This is a genomic window from Photobacterium makurazakiensis (genome assembly GCF_050336715.1).
Classification (GTDB): Bacteria; Pseudomonadota; Gammaproteobacteria; order Enterobacterales; family Vibrionaceae; genus Photobacterium; species Photobacterium makurazakiensis.
The window spans coordinates 18,609-42,139 of sequence record NZ_JAKJSJ010000037.1; the positions used below are offsets into that span (position 1 = coordinate 18,609).

Genomic DNA, 23,531 nt, shown 5'->3' on the forward strand with positions numbered 1-23,531 from the left:
GGATAGCCACTATAACCAATAGTTATGAAGTGATTGAATAAAATGCCTGCTATCAATGTTCCCCGTATTCTGGAGGCAATATGAACGCATCACAACAGGCGATTTCATCGCTTATTGAGCAAGTTGAGAAGTCGGTAATTGGTCAACAACATGTTGTCCGCTCTTTGGTGATTGGTTTGTTAACTAATAGTCATGTATTACTTGAAGGGTTACCCGGTACCGCGAAAACACGCTCAGTAAAAGCATTGGCGACATCACTCAATACTAGTTTTGGCCGTATTCAGTTTACACCGGATCTTCTTCCGTCAGATGTAACAGGCACCGAGATTTACCAAGACACGGATGGCACTCCCCAGCTGTATTTTCAAGCCGGACCTATTTTCAACAGCATTGTTCTGGCCGATGAAATTAACCGTGCACCAGCCAAAGTGCAGGCTGCGCTTCTCGAAGCGATGGCAGAAGGCACGATCACCGTTGGCGATAAAACCCACGAATTACCAGAGTTGTTCATGGTATTGGCGACGCAAAACCCAATAGAACAAGAGGGGACGTATCCATTACCTGAAGCGCAAATGGATCGCTTTATTATGAAGGTGACAGTCGACTACCCCGAGGACGATGCTGAGTTAGATATTATCCGTTTAGTACGTGCCGAAGAATCACCAAACAAGTCTCTACCGACTGATGCAAATGATCATGTTCAGCCAATTGCCATTGACCCCGCGGCAATATTGGCAGCCCGCCGTGAGCTGCCAGACGTCGAGGTCTCTGAGCTGGTGGAAAATTATATTGTTGGTTTGGTTATGGCGACCAGAAAGCCAGAACGTTATTCAGATTCACAGCTAGCCAGATGGATTGATGTTGGTTCGAGCCCTCGTGCATCTATCGCATTGGATAAATGTTCACGAGCATATGCTTGGCTACAAGGTAAAACCTATGTTGATCCTGATGACGTCAGAGCTGTTGCCCCGAGCGTGCTAGGTCATCGCTTTACCCTGAGCTACGACGCTCTTGCTGACGGTGTAACACGGCAAGATGTTGTTCATGAATTACTCGACCACGTAGTTATTGGTTAGGTGGTGATATGGTTAGTCTCCTTAACGCGAGCACAAGCCCGATAGATAGCCGGATTTACAGTGATTACTCACGATTGGTCAAGCTACAGAATCAAGTTGGCGGCTTTAGCTTATTGCCACAGCTGAAAGCAGGTACTGCACTGTCGGGTCGGCACAGCTCTACTTTTCGTGGCCGAGGGCTTAATTTCGAAGAGTTGCGTCATTATCAGCGTGGTGATGATATTCGCAACCTTGATTGGAAAGTTACGATGCGAACGGGTAAGCCGCATGTACGTAGCTATACAGAAGAAAAAGATCGAAGTGTCATCATTTGTGTCGATCAGCGTAGCAGTATGTTCTTTTCGTCGGTATCTGTCATGAAGTCGGTTGTTGCCGCAGAAATTGCAGCGTTAACAGCGTGGCGGGTGCTGAAAGATAACGATCGGGTCGGGTTTGTGATCTGCCGACATAATGGTGTTCATTGGAGTAAAGCCAAACGATCCCAAGCTGATACGTTATTTCAGTTAAGCCAATTAGCCGATGCTAATCAGCAGCTAAACGTGGCAAGTCGAGACTGCGATGATGTGAGTTTGTCATCCATTACATCGTTACTAGGACGATTAAAGTGCCGAAATACCACCATTATTATTCTTAGTGATTGGTCTGGTGTAACAGATGACGATATCCGACATTTAAAACACTTACAGAGGCACAATGATGTGTTGGGTATTTTAATTTCAGATCCATTGGAAAGCTCATTACTCAGTATTAAACCTAACTCTCGTACGAAAGCTCAAGCTCAGGTGCTTAATCAAACTCAGGTCGCTAAGCCAATTCAAACCGACACGCAGCCTAATCAATTAATACCCTGGGTTATTGGTGATGGTGAATATCAGCTTAACTTACAAAGTAAACAGCAAATAAAACGCGCAAGTCACGGATTACAGCAACACCAGCTGCTGAAAAAACAACAATTGATCCAGCTGATGGCGATACAACGCTTACCAATGATTGAGTTAGATACTCAAGGTCAACATATTGAACAGTTTAAGCGTGCTGTCGGGGGAGGATTATGAGTATTCATACACCACCGAGCACTTATATATTGCGTAAAATGGTTGATGTTTCTGTACCTGACTCTGTTGCATGGTGGCCGCAAACGGTCGGTTGGAAAATCCTTGCTGCAGCCATTATGTTAGTGTGCTTCGTTTTGCTATATCGACGTGCCAAATGTTGGTGGAATAACCGCTATCGTCAAGAAGCAATATCAGCGTTAAACACGCTGAATCCTACGACACCACCTCAAACGGCAAGAGCGTTATTTTCACTGCTTAAAAAGGTGATTACCTACCTCGACCCGAAAAAAGCGAGCTTATTTGGCGAACCATTACTGAATGAGCTCGATAAGTTATATCCGTCAACCCACTTTCAGTTTAATAGTGACATAGGTAAAGCATGGCTAGCGTCGACGTTAACGACGCGTCAGTCACTTAGCGAGTCAGAGCTTGTTATTTTAATCGATCATACGCGTATGTGGTTGGCAGAGCATCAGGTTAGTATAAGGGGGGAGAATGGTTAACTTATTTGGTTTATCAATTGAAGTTGCACACCCTTATAGCTTTCTACTGTTACCGCTCCCTTTTATCATTTACTGGCTAATACCGGCTTATCGTACGAAGAAAAACGCCATTAAGGTGCCATTTTTTAACATCATTGTTGATGTACTGGATGAAGTGCCTTCAGCTGGTGCAAGTCAACTCGCCCCACGTTGGTGGCAACGGGCCATCTTGATTTTGTCATGGGTACTATTAGTTGTGGCATTAGCAAAACCAATGATACTTGGCGAGCCTCAAACCCGGGAGCAACTTGGTCGCGATGTAATGGTTGTGGTTGATTTATCTGGCTCGATGGCAGAAAGCGACTTTGTTGCCACCAAAGGTGAGCAAAAAGGTCAACGGATATCTCGTTTAAGCGCGGCGAAGCAGGTATTAACAGATTTTGCCCAAACCCGAGAGGGTGACAGGCTTGGACTGATCTTATTTGGTGATGCAGCATTCATACAGACGCCCTTTACCGCCGATCAGCAAGTATGGCTTGAGCTGCTTCAACAAACGGATGTTGCGATGGCAGGGCAAAGTACCCATTTGGGTGATGCAATTGGCTTAGCCATTAAAGTGTTTGAGCAAGTACCTGAAGGCAATACTTTCAGTAATACACCTCGAGAGAAAGTGGTCATTGTTCTGACCGATGGTAACGATACCGGTAGTTTTGTCGAGCCGATTGATGCTGCAAAAGTTGCGAGTGCGAAGGGCGTGAGGATCCATATGGTAGCGATGGGTGATCCCACGACAGTCGGTGAACAAGCACTTGATATAGAAACTATTCAACGCGTCGCGTCACTTTCCGGAGGGCAATCTTTTGAGGCGTTAAATCAAGCAGAATTAGAGCAAGCCTATATCACGATTGGTGAACTTGAGCCTGCACTCTATGAGAGTACAACTTACAGACCAAAACAAACGGTTCACCACTACTTAGTCGCTGTCGTCGTCACTCTGTATTTAATGGCGTTTGTCATTGCGACACTGCGAAATGTTTTTGAGCGGAGAAAACAAATTAATCAATCAGGAGGAGAATATGTTTGATTCTCTTTTTTGGCAGCAGCTGTGGAATTCATTCCATTTCATCCGTCCTTTTTGGTTATTGGCGTTGATCCCTTTTGCCATGATAGTACGTTTCCGCTGGAAGCAGGAGGCTGATGCCCAATGGCAACAAATATTACCCAAACATCTACGTGACGTACTAACAATTGGAGACAAAGGTTGGAAGCGGCGGTTACCGTTGAAAGTATTGGCAGTATTGATGGCGTTAGGGATTGTTGTTTGTGCAGGCCCGACATGGCAGCGAGAAGCCTCTCCTTTTGGTGAAGATAAATCAGAGATGCTAATTGTGCTCGATGTCAGTGAATCGATGCTGGAAACTGACTTAGCACCGAATAGATTGGAACGCGGTAAACAAAAAATTCGTGATTTACTGCAGCTACGGCAGGGCGGTAAAACGGGGTTGGCTGTATTTAGTGGCTCAGCACATATCGCGATGCCGCCGACAGAAGATACAGCAGTATTTACGCCATTTTTAGCTGCGATTGAACCGACAATTATGCCTGTTGCAGGTAAGGCTGCAGAAAAAGTGCTTCCGCTTATCTCATCCCAGTTAACTACTGATCAAGCAGGCTCGGTCTTGTTGGTTACTGATGGCGCAAACCCAGCGACGATTAATGCATTTGAACAGTACTTTTCTAATAGTCACCACCAGTTACTTATTCTTGCGGTTGGAAATGCAGGCGTGAACAGCTCAAGCCCTTTAGATCTAAAAGCATTACAAACAATGTCTAATACAACCAGCGGTAAGTTGGTGCAAGTTAGTATCGATAATAGCGATGTTGAAACTTTGAATCGTTACGTTGAACGCCATATGCAACTCAATAATGAATCGGCAATGCCATGGAAAGATATGGGGTATTACTTGTTGCTGCCAATCCTCATTACTCTATTGCTTTGGTTTCGTAGAGGTTGGCTCGTGCAATGGTGTTTGGTTGCAGCGGTCATATTACCGACTATGTATCTGCCGTCAGCGATGGCTGAAACTGTTCATGTGACCGCGGTTCAAAGCGCTGAGCCAGAGAAGATCACCTTTTACGATCGGGCTGAGCAATGGTGGATGAACTTGTGGCTAACAGCAGACCAACAGGGGCAATATTATTTCAACCAGCAGCATTATTTGAAAGCTGCACAACATTATTCTGACCCGTTATATAAAGGCGTCGCTTATTACTATGCCGCTGAATATAAGCTTGCCCATACTGCCTTTCTTCAAGTCGGCAGCGATCTTGGCCTTTTTAATGCGGCAAATGCTCTGGCACGGCAACGTGAGTACTTGGCAGCCAGAGATGTTTACCAGAATTTATCTCAAAATGCGCAATCTGATGAGATCAGACAGCAATCCGAGCAAAATTATCAGGTACTGCAAGGAATAGTCGACGAAATTAACCGCGTAAGTGAAAGTCAGTCAGGTACAACTGATGGACCTGAAGAGTCATTTGAATTAGGGGATAGACCAAGAACCGCAGATGGCGCCGATGAAGAGGTGAGCGCATCGATGATGGTACGTGAGACATTGAATGCGAATGAAATCTTAGGCAGTGAAGAGCTTGCCGATAAATGGCTAAGACGGGTTGAAGCTGATCCAAAGTATTTCTTACGTGCAAAATTTCAATTGCAGTTATTAGATCGAACCTCGCGAGCAGTAACAGCTAATGCAGGAGAGCATAATGAATAATACCATGGTGCGTATCCAACGTTTGTTGTTGCTATTGATTGTCTCAATCGGAGTGTTTTGCGGGCAAACAGTGCTGGCTACGGAGGTAAACGAATCGTCGTTATCAACTCAAGATAAAAATGGGTTAGTTGAAGTTAAGGCGTGGCTTGGTGATAGTGCAAAAGAGGGACTTCAAACTTATGCGATAAATGAGCAAATCATTCTAAATATTGAGGTATCGACGCCCCGCTGGTTAACCGGTGGAACACGTATCGGTAGCATTGAAATGCCCGATGTCATCGTTAAGCAGCGCAATACACTGGCCACGAATTATACAGAGCGACGCAATGGCCAAACTTGGTCTATACAGCACTGGGAAATAACACTCTATCCACAAGCTTCGGGTCAATACCGGCTACCTCCAATAGCGGTTGGTGCTCAGGTATCGGCGCCTAGTGGTAATAATGTAAGGGCTACTTTATATACTGAACCATTGGGCTTTATGGTGAATTTACCGTCTGTAATGTTAAGCGATGAGGTGAGTTGGTTGGCAGCTAGCGATGTGTCGGTACAGCAAAATTGGATGATCATGCGTGGTACAGATAGCCGAGGTGTGCAAGATATGTCACAAACGGCATTGAAAGTTGGGGATGTCATAACACGAAAGGTAAAGGTTGAGGGCACTGATACATTGTCTGTTTTAATTCCTCCGCTGATAGCGCCGACTCTGGGGGATGTACAAAGTTACGCTCAGCCCGATGTCCTCATAGATTCTCAGGTTCGGGGGAATTATATCTCAAGCCGAGAAGAGGAAGTCACTTACGTTATTCAAAGCGGTGGTAAGGTTACATTGTCACCTATTGCGCTTTATTGGTGGAATACGAAAACAAAGCAATTAGAAGTATTACAAGTAGAAGGCAGGACATTTTCAGTAAAACACACCTTTCGATCAATGCTTGCCCAATACGGTACTGTATTATTAATGGTGGTGGTGGGACTTTTGGGCTGCGGCTTCGGCGCAAGAGAAATACGGCGTTTTTATTCCAACAGGCCGCTGCCGCTATGGTTACAGTTTGCTCGTGCTTTGAACAATAAGCAGTGGGCCACAGCAAGGGTATTGGTGTACCGAAAACTGAGGTACCAGGCAAATCAACTTGAGCTCAGTCGTTATTGCTCTGAATCACATTGGCAGCAGAAAAGTATTGGTGTACAGCAGAACCCGCCTTCACGGTTAGTGCTTATCTCTATCTGGTTTCAGTTGAAGAGACCGTTTAAAAAGCGGCACCTTATACCAAAGGCTTTACCACTGGGAGAGTCGCCAGAAGACAGGTAGCCGAAAAAACGTTAGATAAACAAGCAATAGAGTTCGCCCTATGAAAGGCGAGTCTCTACACTAGAGTTATATAACACAAGCCCATAAATTTTTAGTAATTTGATGGGTTTCAGTGATTAGCGAGAAGTATGAAAAGCACAGAGCTGAATTTAATTCCTATTTTTGTCGCCATTTTTGAAGAGCAGAACTTGTCTCGGGCTGCTGCTCGAATGGACATCAGCCAGCCTGCAGTAAGCAAGGCATTAAAACGGTTGAGAGAAATTTACGACGATCCACTATTTCATCGCAACACTGCAGGGGTCGAGCCAACAACGTTTGCACGTGATATATACCCCGCGATGTCAGCAGCTTTGAAAAACTTCAGTTCAACATTATCAGCCTCACGCGAGTTTGATCCTAAAACGTCGACCCGCATTTTTTCAATCGCTTGCGTCTCAGTGGCGAGCTATTTACTTATACCTGCATTAATCGTTTTACTTCGAAAAGAAGCGCCAAATGTAGCGCTTGAAATTCATCCTTTGTTTACTGAAGACATGGAAGCAGACCTGCGTTTGCAGCGATACGATTTAATCATTGATATGGCCCCTCGCGGTAGAACACTGCTTAAAACAGAAGTCATTTATTCTGAGCCGCTCAAAGTGGTATGCAGTAAAGATCACCCTCGTATTGGTGACACGATAACAGTGGATGAGTTTTTAGCTGAAGATCATGTTGTTGTAGCGCGTTGGCACAGCCGCCGAAGCTTATTAAATTCTGAAGACATTCCGTGGTTAGATAAACGTAACATTGTGGTGCGAGCTGCAGGTGCTGTTGAAATGCTACCTATTGTGGGAAGCTCTGAGATGATCGGTATTTTACCTCAATCAACATTGTCAGAGTTCGCGGATAAATACGGCATTAAATCTCTTGAATTACCTTCCGGCCAAACGGTTCAAGACCTATGTACTATTTGGCACCCAAGCCGCTCCTCGGAAAGTAGCCATCGCTGGCTGAGGCAACTGATTCAAAAAGTGGCGAAAGATTTAAACTCAACAGATAGCAATTTCAGGTTTGGGTAAGTAATTGTTTTAAATGTGTATTTTGGAATATTTTCTTGCAGAAAAGCCGCGACTATAATAGTCACGGCTTTAGGTGCAACACCAGATGTTTAATCAGATGCTTTACTTCTCGTCATCTAGCTTTACAAACAAGCTGGTCAGCACGAAAGAAAGTACAAACACGCCACACACACCAAGTACAGCTTGAATGAAGTTTTGTGTACCACCCGATAAGTAAGCTGGAAGGCTAAATACAGATGATAAAATGTAGCTTGTTAGGTGCGTATCGAGCGATACAGAGATAGCGCCAAATATACCTGCAGCTAAACTCGCAGTGAACATTGCTTTCGTATATTTGGTTAGGACACCAAATAGAGCTGGCTCAGTAATACCGAGAATTGCTGTTACCCCAGAGCCCGCAGTAATTGACGATTGCTCTTTTGATACTGTTTTACGCTGCTTGTGCCAAATTGCAAACGTCGCACCAGCAATTGCTAGGTTACCCAAACACATAATAGGCATTAGCAAATCTTTGCCGTACAGTGCGAAGTTGTTTAAGCTGATTGGCGTCATGCTGTGGTGAATACCGAACACGATAGTAATTGGTCGCGTTAAACCAAATACAAAGCCAGTCAGTGTTGGTGAGATTTCAAGCAATGAGCCAACAACCCAGCCTGCACCATTACTTAGCCACATCCCCAATGGGCCAACAAAGGATAGGGTAGCTGTGGCAGTAACTGCGAAAGCAAACAGTGGTGTCAATACAGGCTTAGCGACCGTTGGAACGATGCTATCAACTAGCGGTGTCACTTTAGATAGTAGCCATACCGCTAAAATTGTCGGTACGATTGAACCGCCATAGTTCATTAATTCAATGGGCACCACACCAAGTACAGTCAATTCGGCAGCATCGCTTACCGCTTTGAGCGCTGCAGCCTTTTCAATCAATTGCGGAGAGAGCATCGCTGCGGCAACTGCCAGAGCAATGTACTCGTTTACTTTAAACATCTTCGCAGCAGAGAACGATACCAGCATTGGTAAGAAGAAGAACACTGCTACTGAGATTGAGCGGAAGAAAAAGACCGTGTCTGAGCTTTCAGAAATAACATTGGTTGCAATAAGGCCAGAGAGTAAGCCCATTAGCATACCGGCACCAGCGATAGCGGGCACGACTGGTCCAAAAATACCCGCAACGATACGCATTGCGTTTTGGAATAACTTACCGTCTTTGGCGACGATAGCAATGTCATTATCAATTGCCGTGTTGCCATTTTGGAGCATGGATTGTAGCGATTTATGCCACTTCTCGACATCGACACCAATGATAATTTGAGTTTGGTCTTGTGCAAAAACGACACCCTGAACACCGCTTATCGATTTTAGTGTCTCTTCTGAAGCAAGAGATTGATCTTTAAGCTTTAGTCTTAACCGTGTCATACAGTGTGTTGCATCAGCAATATTACTGGTACCACCCAAAGCATCTATCATGAGAGATAGCTTTTGCTCGACGCTATCTTTCTTTGATGATGCCGTTTTCTTATTTCCAAAAGCACCCATTGACTCACTAATTTGCATAATATTATTAACTCTCTTCCAGAAAATAAATCTAGTGGACTACTTACTTTTTGTAAAACAGTCCTAATCACACACCTGATTGGCTTAATACATGAAATTCTTATATCTGTATGGCATTCAGGTGATTTTTAACCTTGTGATACAACGTCATACTCGGATTATCTTTAACGCCCCGTTTTCTAATTGATGCAGCAAGTTGCACTTTAATAATTCTGCTGCAACTACATATCGACGTTTGATGTAGGAGAAAATAATATAGGACCAAAATAAAAAACCAACGGACTAAACTGAGAGTTCAATCACGTTTTTATTGCTGTTAGGTGCCCAAAAAACCGATTTATTAAGATTGGTCTGTTTTTTTTACAATAATTGCTAACTTAGCATACCAATTAAATTTAATTAAAAATTGCCCTTGATTAGGCCTGTTTTTAGTTGGTATATATAAAAATAGATTTCGGTTCAGATGAGAATTCATTGTGGAAAAAAACATAATCAGTGATATTGATTGCATTATTACTAAGCCAGATAGACATAACTTAATTACGGTAATCGTAAAAACCGAACAAGGTGTTACTGGTTATGGTTGTGCTACATTTCAGCAGCGTCCATTAGCCGTAAAAACCATGGTTGATGAATACCTGAAACCACTACTTGTTGGTAAAGATGCTAATAATATCGAAGACTTATGGCAGATGATGACGGTTAACGCTTATTGGCGTAATGGACCGGTTATTAATAACGCTATTTCAGGTGTGGACATGGCGTTATGGGATATTAAGGCAAAGCTGGCTAAAATGCCTTTGCATCAATTGTTTGGTGGTAAATCGCGTGATGCAATCCCTGTTTATACCCATGCTACCAGTGATACAATGGAAGGAATATATTCCATGGTCGATGAGTTTTTATCGCAAGGTTATAAACATATTCGTTGCCAGTTAGGTTTTTATGGTGGTGTGCCTGAGAATATTCATACAACGGTTAATCCAACCGAAGGGTCATATTTCGATCAAGACCAATATATAGAAAATACATTAACCATGTTTAAGTTACTTCGTGAAAAATATGGTAACCAATTCCATATTCTTCATGATGTACATGAGCGATTATTTCCTAATCAAGCGATACAGTTTGCCAAAGAAGTTGAACAATATAAACCGTACTTCATTGAAGATATTTTGCCACCAAGCCAAACAGAATGGCTTGATAACATCCGCAGCCAATCCTCGGTTTCTTTAGGACTAGGGGAGTTATTTAATAACCCTGAAGAGTGGAAGCAGCTAATTATTAATCGTCGTATTGATTTTATTCGTTGTCATGTTTCTCAAATTGGTGGCATTACACCAGCACTGAAGCTGGCGCATTTATGCCAGACATTTGGTGTTCGACTTGCTTGGCATTGCCCGCCAGATATGACGCCGATTGGTGCTGCTGTGAATACGCATATGAATGTTCACCTGCATAATGCTGCTATTCAAGAGCATGTTGAATATAAAGAAAATACTCGAGCCGTATTCCCTAATGCCCCAGAACCTAAAAATGGCTTCTTGTACGCATTAGAACAAGACGGTATTGGCGTTGAGATGAATGTAGAGCAAGCAACAGACTTTCCTGTGACTTATCGACCACATGAGTGGACGCAAAGCCGCTTACCTGATGGCACAATCCATACACCATAAATCAGATACTTAATTGATTTTAAGCCGATGAAAATAGCCGCTATACGTGGCTATTTTTTTCCTCGTAATTTAATATTTTCATCATTGAATGGTACAAGGTAAGTACAGTTATAATCGATATCGATCACTTCACTAACAATAAACACTKCACCAGAAGAAAGGAAACCCCGGTTTGTAATATTCATAGCGGCAATACCTTTCTTACACCCTAGTAATGTTGCATCGTCTTTGGCGACATTAACGGCTTTGTAGTTAGTTAAGTAGCGGGCAATATCATAACCTAAATTAAGCGTATGGTTTTGTAATGAACTTTCAATAATTTCAGCATTCATTTTTCTAAATAAGCTAACGGGTAATTTAGTATTTTCTAATTGTACAATGTTACCATTGACTAAACGCAATCTCTTTATATCCCAAATATAATCATCTTCTCCAAATTGGAATATATTTCTATCATGACCCGTTGCTAGTTTTTTGTGCAAGCTTACTTTTTTATATGCTATTTCATTAAAGCTGTTTTCTGTTATTGAATTATAAATGAGAGGATTATCCCGTACAGACTCTTTGACATAATGACCTGCACCTAATTTTGCTGTCACTACACCAATTGCTTCTAGTTTACTCAGGGCTTTTCTTATCGTAAACCTTGATACTGAATAGCTTTCTGCAAGTTCTCTTTCTGCGGGAAGTTTAACGTTTATTTTATTCTGATAAATCTTGCTAAGAATATCTTGAACGACAAAATCATACTTCTTCATGGTGATGTTCATTTTTTAAAGCTATTTACAGACATTCTAGGGAAACATTGATTTTTATTCAATTAGAGTTGGTTTTCTCTGGTGGTAAAATAAACTCGTTATGTGTATTTGAGTAAGCTGCTATACATCAGATGCACACAGTTGAGCTAGTTTCAGCATATCGTTTTCCAAAGCTATATGTATTGTGCAGTATAACGGTTTCATCTATAGGGGAGGTGGCTAAATTTTCTAACAGATATTTGCTGACATCAGTACTAATCACATCTGGCTGGAGAGTAACTTTATGACCGTGATCGGTAATCTGATGCCAGCGCCAATTGCCGTGGTCAGCATTACGTATTTTTACCTACAGCAAGACAAAGGGCTCGGCTAGAGTCACGTAGTTTTATAATTGTGCCACTTGGAGCAGCACGATTAAAAATATCAGTGTTTAAAATGGCGTTACTTAAGTCAGTACGATACAAATCTGCTCCATATAAATCTACATTGAGCATTTGTGCATCACTCATATCAGCATTACGCATATCGGCATCTCGGAAAATAGCATCGTTTAGGTTCGAATTTCTAAAACTAGCATACGTTATGTCAGCGTAACTCATATCGGCATGACTAAGGTTAGAGCCATTAAAATTGGCTCGTATCAGATTAGCTCGACGAAGGTTAACGCCACTAAGGTCAAAATTACTTAAGTCGATATTACGAAAGACAGCACGCTTGCCGCCTTTGTTTTCCAACCATAGCTGGTGTTGTTCGAGAATGTAATCAAGTTCTTGTCGAGTATATTTTTTCATAGTCAGGTAACTACTGTTTTATTTTTTCATGCCATATATCGCTATCTGCACCGATAACACACTCACCATCAACTCTCATTGATAAGCGTATTAGGCAACGTTTGACCACTTCATTAAAGTCGTCTTCAGGCAAAAACCTTACGGAATCAACTAAAGCTTGGCAGTGAGGCGCGGTTTGTTCTTTCAAGGTATAAAACACCCATTTACCTTTCTTCTCGTGGTTTAGTAACCCTGCTTTATACAACATTTTAAGATTACGAGAGACGTTGTATTGAGTATCACCGATAATGTCCATTGCCTCTGCAACAGCCATGCATTCGTCAACGTGAAGAAATAGCCAAAACAACCGTAATCTATTGGGTTCTGACAATGCTTTTAACGAATCAATATACTTTTCATCCATCATGGTTGTTACCTTATATAACTCATAGCGCCACTCATTTGAGTGGCGCGAAGCTTTTATACAATGTATTGGAAGATAGCACCGCCAATGATGGCAGTTGTTAATACTATTCCGACAAACGCTATAACAGCTTTTCTTTTAAGAACTGCTGATACTAGCGCGATTTCAGGTAAACTTGCACCTGTACCGCCAATAATTAATGCTAATGCAGCACCTAAGCCCATACCTTTAGCAATTAACACGTTGAGTAAAGGAATTGCCATTTCAATACGTAGGTAAAGAGGGATACCAATCAAAGAAGCAACAACAATCGATTGGAAGCTATCACCACCAACATACTTCTCTACCATGTCAGCAGGTAGATACGCAGCAGAAAACCCACTAATCGCAGCACCTAGCAGTACGTATGGAATAATTCTTTTAAATAATGACCAAGCACTATTCATCGCATTACGCATTTTTGATGCTGAAGTTGCGGTATTACTGCAAGTGTTGGTTTTATTATTACTGCAACCTTTTGCCTTGGTATCTTCTAACTCATCACCACGCTTAATCTCATTTCTCCAAGGTGATTTGGATATAAATAGACCGCCAAGAACAGCAGCAGTAAACGTAATCAAGAAGTAAATAACGGTGATCTTCAAACCGAATGCAGCATAAACCATTGCTAGCACGATAAAGTTACATAGTGGTGCAGAGATGATGAAACTCATCACGGTACCTAGTGAAGCCCCCATCGATGCCATCCCCATCGTTACAGGTACAACCGCAGCACTACAAAACGGTGTGAGCATGCCGAATAATGCACCTAACAATGAACCCCATCTCTCATGTTTGGTTAACTTCTCTTGGAGTTTATCTTGAGGGATATACTCGCGCATTAAGCCAGTTAGAACCGACACAACAGCGATGATAACGACTAAGCCTTTAGCAACATAAAAGAATTCATTTAACGCAATAACTAATTTTGCATCCACAATTGGAATCTCGAACAAATAAAAGAGATGCAAATCACATGCACACATGCACGATCGTGCAAGTGTGTAGTTAAGGATAAATTTAAAAAGTAAAAGCCAATTATTCACAGCGTAATAATTAGTTCGTAAGTATCTAACAGTATGAAAAATAACTTTATTAGATAAAGCTATTGTCGCTCTGGTACCCACTATCATTGAATTAATTTTGTGGTGTACATGAGTAATGAATCTGGTGATTGATTAGATTGAAGGGAGTGTATAAGGCTTTTTAATTAGTGTATCGGTGAGGTATATCATCACCTAGCCAATACAACTCAATGTGAGGTTGAGTTCATATTGGTAATAGTGATATACGTTTCGCGTACAATGTTTCTGCAGATATGTTATTTGCAGAATGAATGCTGTCTAGACTCACTATTGGTCAATCCAGACATTTTGTAATTCCGGCCACCCCCAAGCATTTATGGTAACGCCTTTGATTAAGTCTTTAAAATGGAGTGCCTGTTTGTGATGAAATAGAGGTAATAATAAGTGTGAGGTGATGAGGGCCGTTGATATTGGCTCTAGCTCAACAAGATAGTTATCTAATGTGTGTTTTGATCTTAGTGTTACTAATTTTTGCTCTAACCATAAACGGTCATTCTCAGGCAGGCTTTGCTGTAGGATTGGATCTGATAGCATCCAACATAACATAGAAGAAGGAAGGTTATCATCAAAGTTAAGGCTGGTAAGAATAAGATCTTCGGTGAGATTGTTAGCAAAAGCGTGGCTATAAAACTCAGAGAATGAATAGCAATTTATTTCACATTGAATTCCCGCTTTTTGCATAATCGCAGAGATAGCGTTAGCACACCCTTCGAGCGCTTTGTGCTTGAACAGTGCGATAGTCAAGGTAGGTGGCAAGCAGGTTTTTACCTCCATCCCAGAAAGCACCTTGACCCAACTCGGTAATATGTTTTGGGCTGTTACCGCTCCAATTTCATACTTCGAGTGTGCACGTAGCTCAGCTTTTAAAGCATCTTCTGTAGTGAGCAGGTAGCTTATTTGTCTTCTTTGTAGCAGTGATAAGTTAGCTCGGTAGTTAAAGATCCCCAGCAAGCAACCATCTTCAATCTGATTGTATACGTCTGTTTGGGATGATGGCTGGTGGTTGTCTAGTGTTACGTAGTTTACGCAAGTTGAACTTAGCTTTTCGTTTGCTAACTCTGTGTCGAGATTTGTCTCACCAAGTTTGAAGTTGTATTGGCTTGGTACTTGCCAAATGGTGACGGTATCTGTAAGGGCACGATAGCCATGAAAATGATTGTTTGCACTAAGCATCAATCTTTTGTCTGAATGCTCTTTAATCTGAAAAACACCACTACCTACGACTTCTGTTACAGAAGATAGTTGAGTAATAGGTTGTATGGAATATCTCACGTCGGCAACTATTCCTGCTAAACCGGGGTCTGGCTTATTGAGTTTGAATTCAATGCAAAGTGGACTAGTTGCAGTAATGTTCTCTACATGTGCGAGATCTTTCTTAAAAGGATAACGCTCTTTTAGCCGCTTAAATAAATTCGCAATGTGCTCTGCATTAATTTCACTTCCGTCATGAAAAGAGAGCTGTGGACGGAGGTGAAATTTCCAACTTAGTGCTTCTTCATTATATACCCAATGGTGCGCAAGATCGGTGCTGACGTGACCATGCTTGTCACACTTTGTCAGGCAGCTATATACTTGCCGTAATAAAAATCGCTCGCTATTTCGTTGCGGTATGTGCGGTAATAGTTTTGAAAAATTACGGTCATATGTTAGCTGAATATGTACTTGGCCTTCACGAAGTTGTGTGCCTGAAGTATTGATCAACAGCTGCCCAAAAAGTGCTTTATCGTTATCGATAAGTGTCAAAGCTTTCTCATAATCACCTTCGGCAATCATTTTTTGAGCTAAATCAGCCTTGAGGGCTGCAAGACTATATTTAAGGTAGAGTGTGGATCTTTGGTTGCGTCCGACTTTAGGGGTCCACTCAACCCAGCCAAGTTCGTGCATCTGTTTTAACAATGTACGGCAATGCCTGGTGCTCGTGAACATCATCTCGGCGACTTCAGAGAGCGTAACAGAGACCTCATTATTGACCCCATATTTAACCAGACGTGAGTAATAGATAACTTGTTTTTTAGCACTAAAAACAGGTTGTTTGTTTTCCATTCTATTCCTCATTTAACGATTTTATGATGACAAGTCATTGAATTTGTCAATTTTAGACCTTAAAGAGGAACAGTTCAAAGAAATATTCTCTGTTTTACTCTTCATATTTTGGCGAGATAATATCCTCGAATTATAAGAGGAGACTCGTTCATGTTTGATGTAATTAAGCGCGTGATATGTAACAAAAATGAGATGCCATTAAGCGAGTATTATCAAAGCAGATTACTGAGTGTGACGAGCTCGGTGGAAGTTGAGGCTATTCTATCTACGCAATCATTGATGTCACTCTCTGAGTTGAAACCAACAACGCATCGAAGTGTTAGTAAGGAATTTTTATTGTCATTGTACGAATCTGATTGTCAGCAAGAAATGACTAGCAGATGCAAAAAAGGAAAAAATGCCAAATAGCGATTATTGATATACGAGTAATCTCGTAACTATGAGGTGTGATTAGCGGTAACCTTGCTCGTATATTTTCAAAATATGAGTCATTAGCGGAGAAACAAAATGAAAAATCCACATGTGGGTGAAATGGTCTTAAGCAAGGTACAGATAGAGGAGGGAGCACATACCGTTGCAGGGATGCTCAATAAAGTGTTTAAAGAGGCTGTGATCATAACGGTAGTGCCTGGTGGGATCCTTTTTACAGCTGACCTTGTACGTAAGCTAAACTTTGACATCTGTATGGATTATATTTCTTGTCCCCATACGCCAGGTGATAGTAACAATACTTCAGAGATTGTTTATCACAATAATATCGATATAACAGATAAAGACGTTATCGTTATCGATGATGCGATTGAGTCTGGTGGAACAATGAAACGTCTTATTAAGCATTTGTCGGATAACTTTTCACCAAAATCACTCTCGATTGCGACACTATTTGTCAAACCAAGCAGAGTAGATATTCCCGTTGTTCAATATTTTGCTTATGAAATGCCCAATGATGATCTGTTAGTTGGCTACGGCTTACCTTGGAAGAATAAATTAAGAAATATTCCTTATATATCTAAGTTAGTGAAATAGTGTTATTGATACGTTTTATTATAAATAGTCACAAGGTCAAAAAGTTTAACCCAATAGACTCATTTAATATGAGCCTATTGGAATTTTTAGCCTGAAATCATTATTGCTCTAAGACTTCTTTCAGCACTTCACCCGTTGCACCACTTGGTTGAGTAATACCCAAAATATTAGACAGCGTTGGGGCAATATCGTAAGGCGTTATTGCACGAGACACTTTGTTGGTTTGCACTGAGTTACCCGCAAAAATAACAGGTACATGAGTGTCATAGCGCCAAGGTGAGCCATGAGTTGAAGCAATGGTAAGCCCGTCCATGTCATTAATGTAGGTACGTGGGGCAAATACGAGGTAAATGTCGCCTGAACGCTGGGGATGATAGTTATTCTTTACCAACTGCATAACATGGGTATCAGGTAATTTATTGGTTTGAATATCAGTGCTAGTTACCGCGTATGAAATCCCCTTAACTTTACTTACCTCTTCAGCAATGGCGCGCTGTACCTCTGCAAGATTAAGATCTTTTTCTTTAATCATTTCATGGTTTAGGTAGATGTAAGGTTGAGCATAAAGTCGTATCACGTCTTCGCCGAGACCAAAGCGGCTCTTTAATTTATCTAATAGAGCAGGTGTGATGATCGCGTCTTTATTAAAGTAGCTTGCACTATTATACCCAAGGGCGTTAACGGTAGGTGCTGCTTCCGGCACGCCGTGATCAGCAGATAAAACAATTAACGTATTATCAAGGCCTACTTTGGCATTAACCTGTTTAAGTAGCTTACTAATGGTTCTATCTAATCGGATCAAGTTATCTTCGGTTTCTAGGCTAGAAGGCCCATACATATGAATGACATAGTCGTTCGATGAGAAACTAACGGCAAGGTAGTCTGTGAACTTACCACGGCCTAATTGCTCTTTTTCGATCAGGGTAGAAGCAAAACTTTCGGTTAATTCATCGCCTGCAGGGCTTAACGTTAACATGGTACTGAAATACGGATAGCTGGCAGGTCCATAAGGGTGCGGAAAGGTGCGTTTAAAGCCGGCTAAGTCTACCTTATGATCTGTTTCGCCTTCTTTAAGGGTGTACTGATCTTCGGGTAGCGAGAGCGTCCAACGTTGCTTGGAATATTGGGCGGTATGGCCAGCATTATTCCAGTCAGTTACCCAACCGGGGTACTGGTCATAGTAATATTCACTGGTTACAAATTCAGATTGCGCTTTGGAAAACCAGAACGCTTTACCTGAATGCCCAGCAAGTGAAATAGCACCACGATCTTTAATTGATACCGAGAAGAGCTTGGACTCTCCGTTACTTGCAACTGCAAGCTCATCACTGAAGGTTGTCGATAAAATTGGCACTGGCGAACGCCCATCCAGTTGTGCCGCTTTCTGTGTCGGGTCGATTTCGGTTGATTGGTCAACGCCAGCATTAGCACTTAGCATGCTGTAGTTACCATCTTCGACATTGTAGACCAGACGATCAAGCTGCCTGTCATACCAAACGTTGCCAACCATACCATGTACACTCGGCGGTGCCCCTGTAGCGAGGGATACATGGCCTACAATGGTTTCGGTGTTCCCGTGCTGATAATGGGCATTGGTATAGTAAGTGCCTTGATCCATTAAGTAACGAAAGCCATCTTCACCGAAATTATGCTTATAGCGTTCAAGTAAATCGGCACGTAGCCCATCAACGGTAATTTGAAGTACGAGCTTGGGTTTCTCAGGTGCCGCTATTGCTGGCATGGCCAGCAATCCAGTCATAAGCATGCAAGGTAACCAAGGTTTGTTCATTATTGCTTTCCTTTGATTAAGAGTGTATCCGTGTTCTGTGTGCAATGGGGCTTATTACTTAATATCTCGAACGAGTCTTAGCCCCATGTCTGACATGAGGATAGATTGGCTAGCAAAATCTCGTCGGTAGTTTTCAGATTCATTGGCATCGTAAGAGAAACTGCCACCACGCACCGATTTATGCGCTAAGCCAATGTCGGTATCGTGCGCATTATTTGGATTGTCCGTAGGGCCATAGCGGTAAAACCCATCATCAAAGGCATCAATCACAAACTCGCCGACATTCCCCGTCATGTCGTATAAACCGAGTTCATTCGGTTGTTTCTGGCCGACAGGTTGCGCTTGGTTGTTCGAGTTGCCTGCATACCACGCCACATCATCAATGTTGTTTGAGCCGCTATAGGTATAGCCTTGGCTGAGGTTGCCACCTTGCGCTGCAAATTCCCATTCAGCTTCGGTAGGTAAGCGATAGTTAGCGCCAGTCAGCTCATTTAACTGTTCGATAAAGAAATTGGCTTGTTGCCAGCTGATGTTATTTACAGGGACTTCAGGGGCTTTGAAGTAGCTGAGAGATGAGCCCATGACCGACTCAAACAACGATTGTGTTACCTCAAACTTAGACATGTAAAAACTGTTTACTGAAACAGTTCTCGCAGGGGTTTCTGATTTTTTTGCATTAGCTGAATTGGAGCCCATCTCAAAGCTTCCGCCTTTAACTAATACCATGTCAGTTTCAATTTGTTGCTTAATGGGGTGGGGAGGCTTTGACATGTTACTGACGGCTAGCCATACAATGGCACCAGTACCAATGACTAGTGCAATGCGCGATTGTTTAGGTAGGTTTGAGAACTTAGATAATTTAGAAAACACGGGTATGCACCTCCGAAGCCGATGGAGAGCGCATTGTAGGTGATTACGACATTCCCATTGGTTATAAGGGGTATAACAAGCAATTCTCTTAGTCGCGATTTAACATTGTTGCTCCCTGAATAAATTGCGTATAGGTGAGATATGTTAGTCACTCAAGGTCCACAGTTTAACGGTAAGGCATCTAAGCGTTTGCATGTAATGGCTAAGCCAATTGGCGCAGCTTGTAACATTGATTGCACTTATTGTTACTACTTGAGCAAACAGGATTTGCTTGAGTATAAAAAAGGCTGTTCGCCAAAGATGGATGACGACACTCTTGAAACCTATATTCGACAATATATTGAGGGTCAAAATACCCCTGAAATTATTTTTTCTTGGCAGGGGGGCGAGCCCACAATGCTTGGGCTCGACTATTTCCAGAAAGTGGTTGAGCTACAAAAAAAATATCAGCCAGCTGGTGTGATAATTTCGAATGATTTGCAAACTAACGGTACATTATTAAATGACGAATGGTGTGAGTTTTTAGCTGCAAACCATTTCTTAATCGGACTGAGTATTGATGGCCCCGAGCTGTTACATAATACCTACCGAACCAATAAAGCAGGTCGTGGCACCTTTAAACAAGTGATGAAAGCAGTTGAATTACTGCATAAGCACAATGTGAAATTTGCCACGTTAACGTGTGTGAATAACCTCACCAGCAAGAATCCATTAGAGGTATATCGCTTTTTACGCGATGTCGTTAAGTCGCCACAAATGCAGTTTATTCCCATTGTAGAGCAGAAAACGTTCCGTACGACAGCCCCACAAACTTGGCAGCCACAAGAGCAATTACGCCAAGGTGATAAGCGACTCAACCCATGGCATAAGCAGTCGGTTGTTGAACCGTGGTGTGTATCGGCTGATGCGTGGGGAGATTTTCTTATTGCGGTTTTCGATGAATGGATCAAAAACGATATTGGCAAAGTGTTCGTTCAATATTTTGAAGCCAGTGTTGAAACATGGATGGGACGTAAAAACCCACTTTGTACCCTTGGTGAAATATGCGGGAAAGGTTTAGCAATGGAGCCTAATGGCGATGTTTATACCTGTGACCATTATGTATACCCAGAATATAAAGTCGGTAATATTCATCATCAAAATCTGGATGATATGGCTTACTCGGAAGAACAGAAAAAATTTGGTTTTGCTAAATCAAGAACACTGACGACGCAGTGTCAGCAATGTGATTATAAATTTGCGTGTCATGGCGAATGTCCCAAAAATCGCTTTATTAGAACCAAAGATGGTGAGCCAGGACTAAATTATCTGTGCGCTGGTTGGAAGAAGTTTTTCAGTCATGCAGATAACGCTATCGCTTATGTATTACGTATGACCGGAAACCCCGTTGCTTACGGAAAATATCGTGATGAATTAAGGCATGCACAAGCAAGTCATGGTCATGCTGTTTCATCAAAGTATTAGTCGTAGGTTTTATATGAAGAAGTCATTAGCCATTTTAACCAGTATTGCCTTACTGTCATCGTCAGTATTTGCCAGCGATAATATTGTTCCTTCACCTTCACCTTCAAACTCTCAGGTGACGATACAGCAAGCAAGTGCCGATCACCTGCAACAACTTGTTTATACCGCGCAAGATAAACGTCAGGGTGATGATATTAGAGCTGATGCTTTGCGTCAGCTAGCTCGTTATCCCAATCAGAGCAGTTTGGTTGCTGTAGCGCGTGCACTAAAAGATGAAAGTGCGACTATTCGTGAAGCCGCAGTAATTGGTACAGACCCTTATCAGTTTGAACATCGTTGGCGTATCGTTGCGCCATTATTGCAAGACAGTAGCAGCCGAGTGAGGGTTACAGCGACTACAAGCTTGATTCGAGACTATTCCAACATGTCATCTGAGCAGCAACAGGCGATAGAGCCCGCGTATCAGGAGCTACTGACTTATTTGAAATCTCAACCGGATAATGACTCAGTATTGTTACTTGCGGATGTATACCGTTGGCATCAACAGTGGGATAAAGCACAAACGCTCTATGAAAACTTATTGGTAAAGACACCAAATAATGTTCAGGTTTGGCTCAGTGTTGCAGATAACCTTCGCGCCCAAGGTAAAGATACAGAAGCGTTAAACTCGCTGGATAAAGCGATCGAATTACAGCCTCAAGCGGCTAACCTGTATTATTCAAAAGCGCTAACGCTAGTAAGGTTGGACAAAAAAGCACAAGCAGCTGCAGCCATCGAAAAGGCGGCTAAATTGGCAGAAGATAATAGCTATTTTTGGTATTTGAACGGCGTGCTGCAAGAGCCGGTTGATATAGCAAAGTCAGTACAGTCATTCGAACAAGCTTATTTAGTTTCAGGTGCACCAGAACAGCTTTATGCGGTGTGCGATATCTATGTGCGCACTAATAACGAAAAAGCAGAACAATGTCTCGCTGAGTTAGAGAAAATTGCCCCTGCGCATGTAATTGAAGAACTGAAATCTAAACAAGGCTAATGCTTTTGCCTTGTCCAACCTACGTGAAATATATTGAGAATAAAAATGCGACCATTAAAACTGGCATTGGCAATAATGTCCGTCTTATCTTTGCCCGCACAAGCGAGCGGTATATTTTTGCAAGAAGCAGTTACTGCTAATGCTGGTACAGCCGGAGCCGGTGATGGTGTTTACACGGGATCAGCAGCCGCAATGTGGACCAATCCTGCAACAATGAGCGGGATGGGTGAAAGCCAAACAACGTTTAACCTGCTTGGCTTTGACTTAAAAATGGACTACACGGATAACGCTGATAGAGGTAACGGTGAAGCGCACTCTGTATTACCTTCTTTTGGTGCTTTCCATGCACATCAAATAACCGATAATTTACACCTTGGTTTGGCGTTAGGCGCGGTTGGTGGCTCAAGCCTTTCATATGGTAATGAGTGGGCAGGTGCAGCTGCTTTAGATGAGATCACCTTAACAGCGATGCAGTTTAACCCTGCATTGAGCTACAGAATAAACTCTCAGTGGTCTGTTGGGGCAGGCTTACAGCTGAGTTGGGCGGCACTCCAGCAATCGACAAGTGTGCTAAATGTGAAGCAGGGTACTGACTGGGCTTTTGGCGCGAATGCGGGTGTTATGTATCAACATGATGACAGGTTAGCGTTGAGTGTTAGTTACCGAACAAAATTAGAGCATGAATTTGATACTCGAGTGACTAGCTCTATTAGCGGTGCACCAGGATTGATAAATAAGTTACAGACCGATATCAGCTTACCGGCCATTGCCGATATGAGTGCCAGTTATGCTGTAACTGACCAACTGGACTTACTTGCTTCAGTGCAATGGCATCGCTGGAGTGAATGGGATAATACAGTAATGAACTTTACCCCCGATACTGATCTTGGATTAGGGCGTGACGGGGTAACAATAGACCGCGATTGGGATGATGTGTGGAAGTTTGCACTTGGCGCAGACTACCAAGTTAACAGTCAATGGCGCTTGAAAGCGGGCTTTTCATATGAAACGTCTCCTCAAGATGATCCGAGTAAACAGTGGGTTGATGTACCCGTAGGCGAACAATACCGCTACTCGGTCGGTGCGGCAACAAAATGGGACGATATCACCGTCGATATGTTCTATGAATATGCAGATTTAGGTGACGTGGATATTCAGCGTACTATCCCAAGGCTGAATGGAAGCTTTGATGGGCGAATACATTTTGTCGGTGTTAGTTTTACTTATTAATTCAGTGCGA

General features: G+C 42.3%; 19 protein-coding genes and 2 pseudogenes. 13 read left to right on the top strand and 8 right to left on the bottom strand.

Annotation, left to right across the window (positions count from 1 at the left end):
• Positions 1-80: 80 nt before the first annotated feature.
• From L4D09_RS16975 to L4D09_RS17010, 8 genes and pseudogenes are all read left to right on the top strand, one after another.
• Positions 81-660, top strand: a pseudogene (locus L4D09_RS16975) (AAA family ATPase); the annotation flags it as partial.
• 68 nt (positions 661-728) lie between these two features.
• Positions 729-1,076, top strand: a pseudogene (locus L4D09_RS16980) (AAA family ATPase); the annotation flags it as partial.
• An 8-nt stretch (positions 1,077-1,084) separates the two neighbouring features.
• Positions 1,085-2,131: a DUF58 domain-containing protein gene (locus L4D09_RS16985; protein ID WP_428458700.1), complete on the top strand. Its 1,047-nt coding sequence runs from the start codon at positions 1,085-1,087 to the stop codon at positions 2,129-2,131.
• Positions 2,128-2,634 carry a DUF4381 domain-containing protein gene (locus L4D09_RS16990; protein WP_428458701.1) on the top strand — a complete coding sequence of 169 codons (507 nt, stop codon included), beginning with the start codon at positions 2,128-2,130 and terminating at the stop codon, positions 2,632-2,634. Before L4D09_RS16985 ends, L4D09_RS16990 begins: the two co-directional genes overlap by 4 nt.
• Positions 2,627-3,697, top strand: coding sequence for a vWA domain-containing protein (locus L4D09_RS16995; RefSeq protein WP_428458702.1), 1,071 nt, complete (start codon positions 2,627-2,629; stop codon positions 3,695-3,697). The genes L4D09_RS16990 and L4D09_RS16995 overlap by 8 nt, the downstream gene beginning before the upstream one ends.
• Positions 3,690-5,390 carry a VWA domain-containing protein gene (locus L4D09_RS17000; protein ID WP_428458703.1) on the top strand — a complete coding sequence of 567 codons (1,701 nt, stop codon included), beginning with the start codon at positions 3,690-3,692 and terminating at the stop codon, positions 5,388-5,390. The genes L4D09_RS16995 and L4D09_RS17000 overlap by 8 nt, the downstream gene beginning before the upstream one ends.
• Positions 5,383-6,702, top strand: coding sequence for a BatD family protein (locus L4D09_RS17005; RefSeq protein WP_428458704.1), 1,320 nt, complete (start codon positions 5,383-5,385; stop codon positions 6,700-6,702). Before L4D09_RS17000 ends, L4D09_RS17005 begins: the two co-directional genes overlap by 8 nt.
• A gap of 128 nt (positions 6,703-6,830) precedes the next feature.
• A complete protein-coding gene (locus L4D09_RS17010) occupies positions 6,831-7,760 on the top strand; it encodes a LysR family transcriptional regulator (protein WP_428458705.1) in 930 nt (309 codons plus the stop codon).
• Between the two features lie 102 nt (positions 7,761-7,862).
• On the opposite strand, the gene L4D09_RS17015 is transcribed toward L4D09_RS17010, so the two are convergent.
• Complete coding sequence (locus L4D09_RS17015; RefSeq protein WP_428458706.1) at positions 7,863-9,314, bottom strand: PTS transporter subunit EIIC; 1,452 nt, start codon at positions 9,312-9,314, stop codon at positions 7,863-7,865.
• A 476-nt stretch (positions 9,315-9,790) separates the two neighbouring features.
• On the opposite strand from L4D09_RS17015, the gene L4D09_RS17020 reads away from it, so the two are divergent.
• Positions 9,791-10,990 carry an enolase C-terminal domain-like protein gene (locus L4D09_RS17020; RefSeq protein WP_428458707.1) on the top strand — a complete coding sequence of 400 codons (1,200 nt, stop codon included), beginning with the start codon at positions 9,791-9,793 and terminating at the stop codon, positions 10,988-10,990.
• A gap of 50 nt (positions 10,991-11,040) precedes the next feature.
• Here L4D09_RS17020 and L4D09_RS17025 read toward each other — a convergent pair whose 3' ends face one another.
• The 5 genes from L4D09_RS17025 to L4D09_RS17045 all read right to left on the bottom strand — a co-directional run bounded on the left by L4D09_RS17025 (position 11,041) and on the right by L4D09_RS17045 (position 16,109).
• Positions 11,041-11,748 (bottom strand): GntR family transcriptional regulator, encoded by a 708-nt coding sequence (locus tag L4D09_RS17025; protein ID WP_428458708.1) that lies wholly within the window; start codon positions 11,746-11,748, stop codon positions 11,041-11,043.
• A gap of 332 nt (positions 11,749-12,080) precedes the next feature.
• The gene (locus L4D09_RS17030) at positions 12,081-12,539 is read right to left on the bottom strand and encodes a pentapeptide repeat-containing protein (RefSeq protein WP_428458709.1); all 459 of its coding nucleotides are present in this window, start codon (positions 12,537-12,539) and stop codon (positions 12,081-12,083) included.
• 10 nt (positions 12,540-12,549) lie between these two features.
• Positions 12,550-12,945, bottom strand: a complete 396-nt coding sequence (locus tag L4D09_RS17035; RefSeq protein ID WP_428458710.1) for an ArsR/SmtB family transcription factor — start codon at positions 12,943-12,945, stop codon at positions 12,550-12,552.
• Positions 12,946-12,998: 53 nt separating this feature from the next.
• The gene (locus tag L4D09_RS17040) at positions 12,999-13,919 is read right to left on the bottom strand and encodes a permease (RefSeq protein ID WP_428458711.1); all 921 of its coding nucleotides are present in this window, start codon (positions 13,917-13,919) and stop codon (positions 12,999-13,001) included.
• Positions 13,920-14,333: 414 nt separating this feature from the next.
• Positions 14,334-16,109: an SgrR family transcriptional regulator gene (locus L4D09_RS17045; protein WP_428458712.1), complete on the bottom strand. Its 1,776-nt coding sequence runs from the start codon at positions 16,107-16,109 to the stop codon at positions 14,334-14,336.
• A gap of 507 nt (positions 16,110-16,616) precedes the next feature.
• Between L4D09_RS17045 and L4D09_RS17050 the strand changes: the two genes are divergently transcribed.
• A complete protein-coding gene (locus tag L4D09_RS17050) occupies positions 16,617-17,135 on the top strand; it encodes a phosphoribosyltransferase (protein ID WP_428458713.1) in 519 nt (172 codons plus the stop codon).
• A gap of 100 nt (positions 17,136-17,235) precedes the next feature.
• On the opposite strand, the gene L4D09_RS17055 is transcribed toward L4D09_RS17050, so the two are convergent.
• Both L4D09_RS17055 and L4D09_RS17060 read right to left on the bottom strand, forming a co-directional pair.
• Positions 17,236-18,924, bottom strand: coding sequence for an alkaline phosphatase family protein (locus tag L4D09_RS17055; RefSeq protein ID WP_428458714.1), 1,689 nt, complete (start codon positions 18,922-18,924; stop codon positions 17,236-17,238).
• 54 nt (positions 18,925-18,978) lie between these two features.
• Entirely contained in the window at positions 18,979-19,695 is a 717-nt protein-coding gene (locus L4D09_RS17060) for a formylglycine-generating enzyme family protein (protein ID WP_428458738.1), read from the bottom strand.
• Between the two features lie 240 nt (positions 19,696-19,935).
• Here L4D09_RS17060 and L4D09_RS17065 point away from each other — a divergent pair, with 240 nt between their 5' ends.
• Genes L4D09_RS17065 through L4D09_RS17075 form a run of 3 tightly spaced genes read left to right on the top strand, consistent with a single transcriptional unit; the run spans position 19,936 to position 23,521 of the window.
• Positions 19,936-21,258: an anaerobic sulfatase maturase gene (locus tag L4D09_RS17065; RefSeq protein WP_428458715.1), complete on the top strand. Its 1,323-nt coding sequence runs from the start codon at positions 19,936-19,938 to the stop codon at positions 21,256-21,258.
• Positions 21,259-21,271: 13 nt separating this feature from the next.
• Positions 21,272-22,291: a tetratricopeptide repeat protein gene (locus L4D09_RS17070; protein WP_428458716.1), complete on the top strand. Its 1,020-nt coding sequence runs from the start codon at positions 21,272-21,274 to the stop codon at positions 22,289-22,291.
• 45 nt (positions 22,292-22,336) lie between these two features.
• Complete coding sequence (locus L4D09_RS17075) at positions 22,337-23,521, top strand: OmpP1/FadL family transporter (RefSeq protein WP_428458717.1); 1,185 nt, start codon at positions 22,337-22,339, stop codon at positions 23,519-23,521.
• Positions 23,522-23,531: the final 10 nt, after the last annotated feature.